Origin of the sequence: Streptomyces sp. CRCS-T-1 (genome assembly GCF_024442335.1) — a bacterium.
Classification (GTDB): Bacteria; Actinomycetota; Actinomycetes; order Streptomycetales; family Streptomycetaceae; genus Streptomyces; species Streptomyces koelreuteriae.
The window spans coordinates 5,583,175-5,596,339 of record NZ_CP101651.1; the positions used below are offsets into that span (position 1 = coordinate 5,583,175).

Annotated in this window: 11 protein-coding genes; 10 read left to right on the forward strand and 1 reads right to left on the reverse strand. The window is 68.0% G+C overall.

The window, feature by feature from the left end:
• Positions 1–4 precede the first annotated feature (4 nt).
• The 3 genes from NNW99_RS25350 to clpX all read left to right on the forward strand — a co-directional run bounded on the left by NNW99_RS25350 (position 5) and on the right by clpX (position 2,894).
• Positions 5–610, forward strand: coding sequence for an ATP-dependent Clp protease proteolytic subunit (locus tag NNW99_RS25350; protein WP_030818448.1), 606 nt, complete (start codon positions 5–7; stop codon positions 608–610).
• A 109-nt stretch (positions 611–719) separates the two neighbouring features.
• Positions 720–1,427, forward strand: coding sequence for an ATP-dependent Clp protease proteolytic subunit (locus NNW99_RS25355; RefSeq protein ID WP_285439957.1), 708 nt, complete (start codon positions 720–722; stop codon positions 1,425–1,427).
• A 180-nt stretch (positions 1,428–1,607) separates the two neighbouring features.
• A complete protein-coding gene (gene clpX, locus NNW99_RS25360) occupies positions 1,608–2,894 on the forward strand; it encodes an ATP-dependent Clp protease ATP-binding subunit ClpX (protein ID WP_010041898.1) in 1,287 nt (428 codons plus the stop codon).
• 63 nt (positions 2,895–2,957) lie between these two features.
• Here clpX and NNW99_RS25365 read toward each other — a convergent pair whose 3' ends face one another.
• A complete protein-coding gene (locus NNW99_RS25365) occupies positions 2,958–3,911 on the reverse strand; it encodes a hypothetical protein (protein WP_215121424.1) in 954 nt (317 codons plus the stop codon).
• A 402-nt stretch (positions 3,912–4,313) separates the two neighbouring features.
• Here NNW99_RS25365 and NNW99_RS25370 point away from each other — a divergent pair, with 402 nt between their 5' ends.
• From NNW99_RS25370 to mreC, 7 genes are all read left to right on the forward strand, one after another.
• Entirely contained in the window at positions 4,314–5,624 is a 1,311-nt protein-coding gene (locus NNW99_RS25370) for a transposase (RefSeq protein ID WP_251057932.1), read from the forward strand.
• Positions 5,625–5,629: 5 nt separating this feature from the next.
• Entirely contained in the window at positions 5,630–8,260 is a 2,631-nt protein-coding gene (locus NNW99_RS25375; RefSeq protein ID WP_215121425.1) for a valine--tRNA ligase, read from the forward strand.
• Positions 8,261–8,411: 151 nt separating this feature from the next.
• The gene (locus tag NNW99_RS25380) at positions 8,412–9,932 is read left to right on the forward strand and encodes a folylpolyglutamate synthase/dihydrofolate synthase family protein (protein WP_215121426.1); all 1,521 of its coding nucleotides are present in this window, start codon (positions 8,412–8,414) and stop codon (positions 9,930–9,932) included.
• 5 nt (positions 9,933–9,937) lie between these two features.
• Positions 9,938–10,303, forward strand: coding sequence for a DUF4233 domain-containing protein (locus NNW99_RS25385; RefSeq protein ID WP_215121427.1), 366 nt, complete (start codon positions 9,938–9,940; stop codon positions 10,301–10,303).
• 65 nt (positions 10,304–10,368) lie between these two features.
• Entirely contained in the window at positions 10,369–10,782 is a 414-nt protein-coding gene (gene ndk, locus NNW99_RS25390; protein ID WP_184592637.1) for a nucleoside-diphosphate kinase, read from the forward strand.
• Positions 10,783–11,047: 265 nt separating this feature from the next.
• Positions 11,048–12,067, forward strand: a complete 1,020-nt coding sequence (locus NNW99_RS25395; protein WP_004001297.1) for a rod shape-determining protein — start codon at positions 11,048–11,050, stop codon at positions 12,065–12,067.
• 144 nt (positions 12,068–12,211) lie between these two features.
• On the forward strand, positions 12,212–13,159 hold the full coding sequence (gene mreC, locus NNW99_RS25400) for a rod shape-determining protein MreC (RefSeq protein ID WP_215121428.1): 948 nt from the start codon (positions 12,212–12,214) through the stop codon (positions 13,157–13,159).
• The last annotated feature ends 6 nt before the right edge of the window (positions 13,160–13,165 follow it).

Here is a 13,165-nt window from a genome sequence, read left to right on the forward strand (position 1 = left end):
TCTGATGCCCTCCGCCGCCGGCGAGCCTTCCATCGGTGGTGGCCTCGGTGACCAGGTCTACAACCGGCTGCTCAACGAGCGGATCATCTTCCTCGGCCAGCCGGTCGACGACGACATTGCGAACAAGATCACCGCACAGCTGCTGCTCCTTGCCGCGGATCCCGACAAGGACATCTACCTCTACATCAACAGCCCCGGCGGTTCGATCACGGCCGGTATGGCGATCTACGACACGATGCAGTTCATCAAGAACGACGTGGTGACGATCGCGATGGGTCTCGCGGCCTCGATGGGGCAGTTCCTGCTCAGCGCGGGCACCCCCGGCAAGCGCTTCGCGCTGCCGAACGCCGAGATCCTGATCCACCAGCCCTCCGCCGGTCTGGCCGGTTCGGCCTCCGACATCAAGATCCACGCCGAGCGGCTGCTGCACACCAAGAAGCGCATGGCCGAGCTCACGTCCCAGCACACGGGCCAGTCGGTCGAGCAGATCACCCGCGACTCGGACCGCGACCGCTGGTTCGACGCCTTCGAGGCCAAGGAGTACGGCCTCATCGACGACGTCATCCCGACGGCCGCAGGTATGCCGGGCGGCGGCGGCACCGGGGCCTGAGAGGTCCCCACGGGGCCTGTGGCGCCCCGTGAGGCCCCCGGAGCCCTCCCGGGCCCCAGCGACCCCAGACAGCCCCAGCCGACCGCCTCAGCCCTTTTCAGGAGACACCGTGAACCAGTTCCCCGGAAGCGGGATCTACGACCGTATGAACGCCGCGCAGGACACGAGCGGCTCGCAGGGCCGCTACACCGGCCCCCAGGCCGAGTCCCGCTACATCATTCCGCGCTTCGTCGAGCGCACCTCCCAGGGCATCCGCGAGTACGACCCGTACGCGAAGCTCTTCGAGGAGCGTGTGATCTTCCTCGGCGTCCAGATCGACGACGCCTCCGCCAACGACGTCATGGCGCAGCTGCTGTGCCTGGAGTCGATGGACCCCGACCGTGACATCTCGGTCTACATCAACAGCCCCGGCGGCTCCTTCACGGCGCTCACCGCGATCTACGACACGATGCAGTACGTGAAGCCGGACATCCAGACGGTCTGCATGGGCCAGGCCGCCTCCGCCGCCGCCGTCCTGCTGGCCGCCGGCACGGCGGGCAAGCGCATGGCCCTGCCGAACGCGCGCGTGCTGATCCACCAGCCGTACAGCGAGACCGGCCGCGGTCAGGTCTCCGACCTGGAGATCGCCGCGAACGAGATCCTCCGGATGCGTTCGCAGCTGGAGGAGATGCTGGCCAAGCACTCCACCACGCCGGTCGAGAAGATCCGCGAGGACATCGAGCGCGACAAGATCCTCACGGCCGAGGACGCGCTGAGCTACGGACTGATCGACCAGGTCATCAGCACCCGGAAGATGGACAACTCGAGCCTGCGCTGAGGCGAGAGGCTGTATCGTCTGCCGCCCCTTGGCACGGTTTGGCACGGTGCACGTCAAAGTGAACCGCGCCAAGGGGGGCCCGAACGAGGGGCCCGGCAAGGTACCGTCGGACATAAGGCTGCACCAGGAGCCGCTGGACGTCGACGTCCAGTCGTCTCCCAGGCGAAGGGGAAGCACACCGTGGCACGCATCGGTGACGGCGGCGATCTGCTCAAGTGCTCGTTCTGTGGCAAGAGCCAGAAGCAGGTCAAGAAGCTCATCGCAGGGCCCGGTGTGTACATCTGCGACGAGTGCATCGACCTCTGCAACGAGATCATCGAGGAAGAGCTCGCGGAGACCAGTGAGGTCCGCTGGGAGGAACTCCCCAAGCCCCGCGAGATCTACGAGTTCCTCGAGGGATACGTGGTCGGCCAGGAGGCCGCCAAGAAGGCCCTCTCCGTAGCGGTGTACAACCACTACAAGCGCGTCCAGGCCGGTGAGAACGGCGGGGCGAACGGCCGTGACGACGCCATCGAGTTGGCGAAGTCCAACATCCTCCTCCTCGGCCCCACGGGCTCCGGGAAGACCCTCCTCGCGCAGACCCTCGCGCGCATGCTGAACGTCCCCTTCGCGATCGCCGACGCCACGGCGCTCACGGAGGCGGGGTACGTCGGCGAGGACGTCGAGAACATCCTCCTCAAGCTGATCCAGGCCGCCGACTACGACGTCAAGAAGGCCGAGACCGGGATCATCTACATCGATGAGATCGACAAGGTCGCGAGGAAGAGTGAAAACCCCTCGATCACGCGCGATGTCTCGGGCGAGGGCGTCCAGCAGGCCCTGCTGAAGATCCTGGAGGGCACCACGGCCTCGGTCCCGCCGCAGGGCGGCCGCAAGCACCCGCACCAGGAGTTCATCCAGATCGACACGACGAACGTCCTGTTCATCGTGGGCGGTGCCTTCGCGGGACTGGAGAAGATCATCGAGTCCCGGGCGGGTGCCAAGGGCATCGGCTTCGGCGCGCAGATCCGCTCCAAGCGCGAGATGGAGTCCAAGGACCAGTTCCAGGAGGTCATGCCGGAGGACCTGGTCAAGTTCGGCATGATCCCCGAGTTCATCGGCCGGCTCCCGGTCATCACCTCGGTCCACAACCTCGACCGCGAGGCCCTGCTGCAGATCCTCGTCGAGCCGCGCAACGCGCTCGTCAAGCAGTACCAGCGCCTCTTCGAACTCGACGGTGTGGAGCTGGACTTCGAGCGCGAGGCCCTCGAGGCCATCGCCGACCAGGCGATCCTCCGCCAGACCGGCGCGCGTGGCCTCAGGGCCATCATGGAGGAGGTCCTCCAGGGCGTGATGTACGAGGTCCCGTCCCGCAAGGACGTGGCCCGGGTCGTCATCACGGCGGACGTCGTCCAGTCGAACGTCAACCCGACGCTGATTCCGCGGGATGCGCGGGGTCGGGGGCCGGGCGAGCAGAAGACCGCCTAGTCACCCACTGCACGCGAAGGCGCCCAGCACTGCTTGTGCTGGGCGCCTTCGTCGTTGCTTGCGTCAGGCCGCGACGCGGACTTCCTTGCGGACCTTGGTGGTGAGGTCGATCGCCACGTCCTTGGTGACGCCCTTCGCCGCCTCACCCGGCGACACGAGGGCGATCGTGCTGTAGTCGGCCCACGCGCAGAACCAGTTGGTCTTCTCCTTCTTGGTCAGCTCGTCCTGAGCCTTGACCGACTGGCACTTCATGACCGCGCCGTCGAGGTCCGCCTCCTCGGGCTCGCCGATCAGCTCCGGCTTTCCGGACCCGGTGGCGGACTCCTTCTCGGCGGACTTCTTGAAGTTGGCGAGGAACAGGTCCAGGGTCGCCTCCGGGTCGGAGATCTCACCGTAGGCACCGGCCACCGTGAGCGTCTTGGCCGACGCCATCTTCGCCGCGGACGACGGGTCCTCGGGGTCGTAGTCGCTCAGGTCCACGTTGGAGTAGAGGGCGGCCGACGTCTTGGCGTTCTTCACGCCGCTCTTCTCCAGCTCCGACTTCTCCTCGTCACCGGTGGTCTGGCCGTCCTTCGTGGTGCGCTTGTACTCGCTGAGCACGGTCGACGGTGTCGAGAGCTTGTGCGGCCCGTCGTCCTCAAGACCACCCCCACCCCCGCCGATCACGAAGTACGCGCCCACACCGATCGCGGCGACCACGGCCACCGCGCCGAGGATGATGCCCGTCTTCTTCTTGCCGCCGCCCGGCGCCGGGGGCTGCGGGACGCCGTACGGGGCCTGGCCGTAGGGCGGCTGCGGCTGCTGGCCGTACGGGGGCTGCTGGCCGTAGGGGCCGGGCTGCTGGGGCGGGGCGCCCTGCGGGTAGCCGTAGCCCGGCTGCGGCGGAGGGGCCTGCTGGGGGTAGCCATAGCCGGGCTGGGGCGCCTGCGGCGGCTGACCGTACGGACCGGGCTGGCCGTACGGTCCGGGCTGCTGGGGCTGCTGTCCACCGTATGGGCCCGGCTGGTTGTAGCTCATGTTCTGGGTTCCCCTCCAGATGCTTATGTGTTCCAGACATCCTGGCGCAGACTCACCGTGTGCATGGCATCGGGGCCCTCAACCGTTACCGGCGCTCTTCTCAGAGAGCGCTGCCGCCGGGGACGGACGAATGCATCTCAAGGCTGCTCTGACGTGCACCTCGGGGCGGACGGGTTGGTGCAATCCGGACCACCAACGGTGCTTCGCGGCACGATCAGGAGAAACACGAGCATGACCGGCGAGCGGGGACGCCCTCGCTTCGCGGCACATCGGCATCTCGCCCCTGAAGCTCCGCGCCGATGCGAGGATCGACTCGAACACGGTTGTTCACATCGTGTGCAATTCCGGTTTGATGTGATCTTTCGCCGCGAGCGGTCATGAAGCATCCATACGGTGATCGGTATGCAGCTTCGCTACAACTACCGGGCCTACCCGGATGCCTCCCAGCGCCGTGCGCTGGCGAAGGCGTTCGGGTGCGCCCGTGTGGTGTGGAACGACTGCCTGCGCGACCGGAAGGAAGCGCACGCGGCGGCGTTGCCGTATGTGAAGTCGGCGGAGTTGTCGCGTCTGCGCATCACCCAGGCCAAGCGGACAGAGGAACGCGCGTGGCTCGCCGACGTCTCGGCGGTCGTCCTGCAACAGTCTCTGCGAGACCTGGACACCGCCTACAAGAACTTCTTCGACAGTTGTAAGGGCAGGCGGAAGGGCCGGAAAGTCGGCCCGCCCCGCTACAAATCGAAGAAGGACACCCGGCAGTCGGTCCGCCTCAACGCCAACGCCTTCTCCCTCCATGGCGACGGCACGGTGTATGTGGCCAAGGTCGGCAACCTCAAGGTCAAGTGGTCCCGCCCGCTTCCGGCCGTACCCAGTTCCCTGACCGTCACCATGGACAGCTGTGGCCGGTACTTCCTCAGCTTCGTCGTGGACACCGAGCCGGATGTCCTCCCCGAGGTGGAGTCGGAAACCGGGATCGACCTGGGCCTGTCCGTCTTCGCGGTCCTGTCCGACGGCCGGAAGATCGCCAGCCCTCGCTTCCTGCGTCGGGCGGAGAAGAAGCTCAAGCGGCTTCAGCGAGAGCTGTCCCGCAAGGTCAAGGGATCGAAAAACCGGGCCAAGGCCCGTATCAAGGTCGCGCGCCAGCACGCGCGTGTGGCGGACCGGCGCCGGGACTTCCACCACAAGGCATCCGCACAGATCATTCGCGACAACCAAGCGGTGTATGTGGAGGACCTTGCGGTGTCCGCTCTCGGCCGCAGCCGGCTCGCCAAGTCCGTGCACGACGCCGGATGGTCCGCCTTCGTACGGATGCTGGAGTACAAGGCGGTCAAACATGGACGCACCTTCGCCAAGGTCGACCGCGCGTTCCCGTCCTCCCAGGTCTGCTCGGCCTGCGGACACCGGGACGGTCCCAAGCCCCTGCACGTCCGGCAATGGACCTGTGGCGGATGCGGCACCGTGCACGACCGGGACCACAATGCAGCCCGCAATGTTCTTTTCGAAGGGCGCCGTATCGTCGCCGCCGGACGGGCGGAGACGCTAAACGCCTGGTGGAGCGCTGGTAAGACCAGGACGAAAGTCCCGGCACAACGCGGTGAAGCAGGAAGCTCCCGGAAGGGCCCGGACGGCCCAGGCCGGAGTCCCTGGACCCCGGGTCAGGGAGCATGTCAAAAAGCAAACGCGTTTCGGGACAGGGGAGTGACACCTCTAAACTGACCCCCGTGACCGAGAACGCTCAGCAGCAGCCACCAGCGCCCAGCACCGACCTGCCGACCCAGTACGCGCCGGCCGACGTAGAGGGGCCGCTGTACGAGCGCTGGGTAGAGCGGGGTTACTTCGAGGCGGACGCGAAGAGCGACAAGCCGCCGTACACCGTCGTCATCCCGCCGCCGAACGTCACGGGCAGCCTGCACCTCGGGCACGCCTTCGAGCACACCCTCATCGACGCGCTGACGCGCCGTAAGCGCATGCAGGGTCACGAGACGCTGTGGCAGCCCGGCATGGACCACGCCGGAATCGCCACGCAGAACGTCGTCGAGCGGGAGCTGGCGAAGGAGGGCAAGTCCCGGCACGACCTGGGCCGTGAGGCCTTCGTCGAGCGGGTCTGGCAGTGGAAGGGCGAGTCCGGCGGCCAGATCAGCGGCCAGATGCGCCGCCTCGGCGACGGCGTCGCCTGGTCGCGTGAGCGCTTCACCATGGACGAGGGCCTGTCCCAGGCCGTCCAGACCATCTTCAAGCGGCTCTACGACGACGAGCTGATCTACCGCGCCGAGCGCATCATCAACTGGTGTCCCCGGTGTCTGACGGCCATCTCGGACATCGAGGTGGAGTACCAGGACGACGACGGCGAGCTCGTCTCCATGAAGTACGGCGACGGGGACGACACCATCGTCGTCGCCACCACCCGCGCCGAGACCATGCTCGGTGACACGGCCGTCGCCGTTCACCCCGAGGACGAGCGCTACCAGCACCTGATCGGCAAGCTGGTCAAGCTGCCGCTGACCGACCGCTCCATCCCGGTCGTCGCCGACGAGCACGTCGACCCGGAGTTCGGCACGGGCGCCGTCAAGGTGACCCCGGCGCACGACCCGAACGACTTCGAGATCGGCCAGCGCCACGACCTCCCGGCCCTGACGATCATGGACGAGCACGCGATCATCACGGCGCACGGCCCCTTCCAGGGCCTGGACCGGCTGGAAGCGCGGTCGGCGATCGTCGCGGCCCTGCGCGCCGAAGGCCGGATCGTCGCCGAGAAGCGGCCCTACGTCCACTCCGTCGGCCACTGCTCGCGCTGCAAGACCACCATCGAGCCGCGGCTGTCCATGCAGTGGTGGGTCAAGGTCGGTCCGCTCGCGAAGGCCGCCGGTGACGCCGTCCGCGACGGGCGCGTCAAGATCCATCCGCAGGAGATGGAGAAGCGCTACTTCGACTGGGTCGACAACCTCCACGACTGGTGCATCTCGCGGCAGTTGTGGTGGGGCCACCGCATCCCGGTCTTCTACGGGCCGAACGGCGAGGTCGTCTGCGTCGGCCCCGACGAGGAGCCGCCCGGCACCGAGGCCGAGGGCTGGCGTCAGGACACCGACGTCCTCGACACCTGGTTCTCCTCCGGCCTGTGGCCGTTCTCCACGCTCGGCTGGCCCGAACAGACCGAGTCGCTCGCGAAGTTCTACCCGAACTCCGTCCTGGTCACCGGCTACGACATCCTCTTCTTCTGGGTCGCCCGGATGATGATGTTCGGCCTCTACGCGATGGACGGCACCCCGCCGTTCCACACCATCGCCCTGCACGGCATGGTCCGCGACCAGTTCGGCAAGAAGATGTCGAAGTCCTTCGGCAACGCGGTCAACCCGCTGGACTGGATGGACAAGTACGGCTCCGACGCGCTCCGGTTCACCCTCGCGCGTGGCGCCAACCCGGGTGTCGACGTCCCGATCGGCGAGGACTGGGTCCAGGGCTCCCGCAACTTCGCCAACAAGATCTGGAACGCGACGCGCTTCGCGATGATGAACGGCGCGACGGTGGACGGCCCGCTGCCGGACGCGTCGAAGATGTCGTCGACGGACCGCTGGATTCTGTCCCGCCTGAACTCCGTCGTCGCCGAAGTCGACGCGTTCTACGAGGACTACCAGTTCGCGAAGCTCTCGGACGCCCTGTTCCACTTCGCGTGGGACGAGGTCTTCGACTGGTACGTCGAGCTGTCCAAGACGACGTTCCAGGCGGGCGGCGAGGCGGCCGAGGTCAGCAAGCGGGTCCTCGGCGAGGTTCTCGACGTCACGCTGAAGCTGCTGCACCCGGTGGTTCCGTTCGTCACCGAGACCCTGTGGACCACGCTCACGGGCGGCGAGTCGGTCGTCATCGCCGAGTGGCCGAGCGACAGCGGTTTCCGTGACAAGGGCGCCGAGCAGGAGATCGAGTCGCTCCAGTCGGTCATCACCGAGGTCCGCCGCTTCCGCGCCGACCAGGGCCTCCAGCCCGGCCAGCGGGTTCCGGCCCGGCTGACCCTCGACGGCACGCCGTTCGCGACCCACGAGGCCGCCATCCGGCAGCTCCTCCGCCTCCAGCCGGAGGGCGACGCCTTCACGGCCACGGCGACCCTCCCGGTCGCCGGCGCCGAGGTCGCCCTCGACCTCTCCGGCACGATCGACATCGCGGCGGAGCGCAAGCGCCTCGCGAAGGACCTCGCGGCGGCGGAGAAGGAGAAGGCCCAGGCGACCGGCAAGCTCGGCAACGAGGCGTTCCTGGCGAAGGCCCCCGACCACGTCGTGGACAAGATCCGCACCCGCCTCGCCAAGGCGGAGGAGGACATCGCCCGCATTCAGGCACAGCTGGAGCGTCTGCCGCAGGCGTAAGGGTTCATACGGTCGTGGAGGCCCCGGTGCTGTCGGCGCCGGGGCCTCCACGTACTTGTTTTAGGGGCGCGGGGAACTGCGCGACCAGCCCCCACGGACCCGCACCCGCCCACAGCGAACAATGTCAGTCGGTCTCCGTAGACTGGGCCCCGTGAGCGAGCTCCCTCCAGACCACAGCGACGACCAGCCCGACCCCCTCGACAACTTCGACGAGATCATCGCGGAGGAGACCACCCGCGACCCCGACCTCGCGGTCATCGAAGCCGGCAGCCGAACCCTGCGCACCCAGGGCGGCCCGCCCGACGCCGACATCCCCACCCGGCCCGCCGACCCCGAGGTGGACAAGGCCCTGCGCGAGGTCGAGGCGGAGCTCGCCACGCGCTGGGGCGAGACCAAGCTGGAGCCCTCCGTCAGCCGTATCGCCGCGCTGATGGACGTCCTGGGCGAGCCGCAGCGGTCGTACCCGTCGATCCACATCACGGGGACGAACGGCAAGACCTCCACGGCCCGCATGATCGAGGCCCTGCTCGGCGCCTTCGAGCTGCGCACCGGCCGGTACACCTCGCCCCACGTGCAGTCGATCACCGAGCGCATCAGCCTCGACGGCGCCCCCATCTCCGCCGAGCGGTTCATCGAGACGTACGAGGACATCAAGCCCTACATCGAGATGGTCGACGCGCAGCAGGAGTACCGGCTGTCGTTCTTCGAGGTGCTCACCGGCATGGCCTACGCGGCCTTCGCCGACGCGCCCGCGGACGTCGCCGTCGTCGAGGTCGGCATGGGCGGCTCCTGGGACGCCACGAACGTGATCGACGGTGACGTCGCCGTCGTCACGCCCATCGACCTCGACCACACCGACCGGCTCGGCACCACCCACGCCGAGATCGCCACGGAGAAGGCCGGCATCGTCAAGCAGGGCGCGACGGTCATCCTGGCGCAGCAACCGGTCGAGGCCGCGCAGGTGCTGCTGAAGAAGGCCGTCGAGGTGGACGCGACCGTGGCCCGGGAGGGCCTGGAGTTCGGGGTCGTCGACCGGCAGGTGGCCGTCGGCGGGCAGCTGGTGACGCTGCGTGGCCTGGGCGGTGAGTACCCCGAGGTGTATCTGCCGCTGCACGGCGCGCACCAGGCGCACAACGCGGCCGTGGCGCTCGCCGCCGTCGAGGCGTTCTTCGGGGTCGGCGCGCAGCGCGCCGACGCGCTGGACCTGGACGCGGTCCGCAAGGCGTTCGCCGCCGTGGCCTCGCCCGGGCGGCTGGAGGTCGTGCGGCGCTCGCCGACCGTCGTGCTCGACGCCGCCCACAACCCGGCGGGTGCCCGGGCGGCGGCCGAGGCGGTCGGGGAGGCCTTCCAGTTCAGCCGTCTCATCGGTGTCGTCGGCGCGAGCGCCGAGAAGAACGTACGGGGGCTGCTGGAGGCCTTCGAGCCGGTGTTCGCCGAGGTCGTGATCACGCAGAACTCCAGCCACCGCGCGATGGACGCCGACGAGCTGGCCGGTATCGCCGTCGAGGTGTTCGGCGACGACCGCGTCCAGGTCGAGCCGCGGCTGCCCGACGCGCTGGAGGCCGCGATCACGCTCGCCGAGGAAGAGGGCGAGTTCGCGGGCGGCGGTGTGCTCGTCACCGGTTCCGTGATCACCGTCGGCGAGGCCCGACTGCTCCTGGGGAAGGGCTGAGACCCGTGCGTACGCTCTGTTCTTCGACCCTGATCGGCGAGTTCTTCGTCATCGGGTTCGCCGCTCTGGTCGCCATGAAGGATCCCGATCTGTCCATGGCGACGGTGTGGACGGTCAGCGGTGTCGCGATGTTCCTGTGTCTGGTGCTGTGCGGACTGGTGACGCGCCCCGGCGGGGTCGTGCTCGGCTGGGCGCTGCAGCTCGCGCTCATCGCGTCGGGCTTCGTCGTGCCGATCATGTTCTTCCTGGGCGCGATCTTCGCGGCCCTGTGGTGGGCGTCCGTGCACTACGGGCGGAAGGTGGACGAGGCGAAGGCGAGATTCGCGGCCCAGGCGGGCCCCTCGGGCTCCTCCACACCTGACGCTGCGTAACGAGCGGCCCGACACGCCGGGTAATCTCGTCTTTCCGTAAAACCTTGACGCTTAAGGAGCCCGTCGTGACTCAGCGCACCCTCGTCCTGCTCAAGCCCGACGCCGTCCGTCGTGGCCTGACCGGCGAGATCATCGGCCGCATCGAGCGCAAGGCGGGCTGGCGGATCACCGCGCTGGAGCTGCGCACCCTGGACCAGGACACGCTGGAGCAGCACTACGGCGAGCACAAGGGCAAGCCCTTCTACGAGCCGCTGGTGGAGTTCATGGCCTCCGGCCCGGTGGTGGCGCTGATCGTGGAGGGCGAGCGGGTCATCGAGGGGCTGCGCGCGCTCGCCGGCCCGACCGACCCGATCGCGGCCGCGCCCGGTTCCATCCGCGGCGACTACGGCGTCATCGTCCGCGAGAACCTGATCCACGCCTCGGACTCCGAGGAGTCCGCGGAGCGAGAAGTGAAGATCTTCTTCCCGGGTCGCGCCTAAAGCGCGAAGGGCGAGCAAAGTCCGGGAGCGGCGCTCCCGGACTTTCCTGGCATATACGTGCCGATCGAGGGAACGATCGCCCCCGAACGCCCGTCTCCACAAGCGAACCCGCACAGCATCTGCTGACATTGGCGGAGACCCTCCCGCAGTGTTCGCGAAGGCGCGTCTACGATGGAAGCCTTCACGTCACAGCACCCACCTTTGCCTACCTGAAAAGCCCTCAAAAGCTAGTGGGAAGGCCAGACGAATCCTGATGGGGAACTCAATGTCGTTCATCGGCCGTGACATGGCTGTCGACCTCGGGACCGCCAACACGCTGGTGTACGTCAGGGGTCGCGGGATCGTACTCAACGAACCGTCCGTCGTCGCGATCAACACCAACACCGGTGGCATCCTCGCGGTCGGGGCCGAAGCGAAGAAGATGATCGGGCGCACGCCCGGCAACATCGTTGCCGTTCGTCCTTTGAAGGACGGCGTGATCGCCGACTTCGAGATCACCGAGCGGATGCTCCGCTACTTCATCCTGAAGATCCACAAGCGGAGGTATCTGGCTCGTCCGCGGGTCGTCGTCTGTGTGCCCTCGGGCATCACGGGCGTCGAGCGCCGCGCCGTCATCGAGGCGTCGTCCCAGGCCGGCGCCCGCCAGGTGCACATCATCGAGGAGCCCATGGCCGCGGCCATCGGCTCCGGCCTGCCGGTCCACGAGGCCACGGGCAACATGGTGGTGGACATCGGCGGCGGCACCACGGAGGTCGCGGTCATCTCCCTCGGCGGCATCGTCACCGCCCAGTCCATCCGCGTGGCGGGCGACGAACTGGACAACGCGATCATCCAGCACATCAAGAAGGAATACTCCCTTCTGCTGGGTGAGCGGACGGCCGAACAGATCAAGATCACGATCGGTTCGGCGTACGACCTCGACTCCGACGAGCACACCGAAATCCGCGGCCGGGACCTGGTGTCCGGGCTGCCGAAGACCGTCGTCATCTCCGCGGCGGAAGTCCGCAAGGCGATCGAGGAACCGGTCAACGCGATCGTCGACGCCGTCAAGACGACCCTCGACAAGTGTCCGCCGGAGCTGTCCGGCGACATCATGGACCGGGGAATCGTTCTGACCGGCGGCGGGGCGTTGCTGCGGGGCCTGGACGAGCGGCTGCGCCGGGAGACCGGCATGCCGATCCATATCGCCGAGGATCCGCTGGACAGCGTGGCTCTCGGTTCCGGTAAGTGCGTCGAGGAGTTCGAGGCGCTCCAGCAGGTGCTGGACGCCCAGCCGCGCAGATGACATAACTCTTCGATTCCGCCGTACGGGACGATCTCCTCTCGTACGGCGGATCGTTGATATAGAGGCATAAGCTCCCACAAAACAGCCCCTCGGTTTTCCCTGGGGCTCCCCGAATTCCTATGAGGAAGGGCACGGCCGCCGCACGTGAGGGACACACGAGAGAGTCGGCTGCTCCTGGTGCTGCTGATCGCCATCGCGTTCGCTTTGATCACGGTGGACATCCGCGGTGGAGAGGACTCGCCCGTCGACGGTGCCCGGCAGGGCGCGGCGACGGTCTTCGGCCCGATCGAGAGCGGTGTCTCGGCCGCGGTCGACCCGGTCGGCAACGCGGTTTCCGCCATCCGTGAATCCGGCGACCGGCACGACCGGCTCGCCGTGCTGGAGGAGGAGAACGCGGCCCTGAAGGCGAAGCTCGGCAGCGACGACCGCAGCCGCAGCCGCCTCAAGCAGCTCGACAAGATGCTGAAGGTCGCCGGCCAGGGCCAGTACGGCATCAAGGGCGCCCAGGTCATCGCCATCGGCGCCGCGCAGGGCTTCTCCTGGACCATCACCGTCGACGTCGGCGCCAACGACGGCATCAAGCGCGACATGACCGTCCTGAACGGGGACGGGCTCGTCGGCCGGGTCACCACCGTCGGGCCCAACACCGCCACGGTCCTGCTCGCCAGCGACCCCGACTTCACGGTCGGCACCCGGATGGAGTCCGGCGACGAGCTGGGATTCGCCTCCGGGCAGGGCGACCGCCCGCTGCGTGTGGAACTCCTCAACGGCAAGGCGGAGGTGAAGAAGGGCGACCGTCTGGTCACCTTCGGCTCCCAGGCCGACCGGCCGTTCGTGCCCGGTGTGCCCGTCGGCGTGGTCTCGCGTGTCGACCCGTCCGGCGGCGGCCTGACCCGCACGCTCTATGTCACGCCGTACGCGAGCTTCAGCAAGCTCGACATCGTCGGTGTCGTCGTCGACGTCCCGAAGAAGGACCCGCGCGACACGGTGCTCCCGCCCAAACCCAAGCCCACCCCCAGGCCGACGGTGACGGTGACCGTGACGCCGTCCGCCGAGGCACCCGCAGACGGCCAGAACCAGCAAGAGCAGTAGGAGCTG

Coding starts and splice junctions, on each gene's coding strand:
- NNW99_RS25395 (WP_004001297.1), top strand. CDS start 11,048: ATGTCGTTCATCGGCCGTGACATGGCTGTCGACCTCGGGACCGCCAAC.
- NNW99_RS25365 (WP_215121424.1), bottom strand. CDS start 3,911: ATGAGCTACAACCAGCCGGGCCCATACGGTGGACAGCAGCCCCAGCAG.
- NNW99_RS25350 (WP_030818448.1), top strand. CDS start 5: ATGCCCTCCGCCGCCGGCGAGCCTTCCATCGGTGGTGGCCTCGGTGAC.
- NNW99_RS25370 (WP_251057932.1), top strand. CDS start 4,314: ATGCAGCTTCGCTACAACTACCGGGCCTACCCGGATGCCTCCCAGCGC.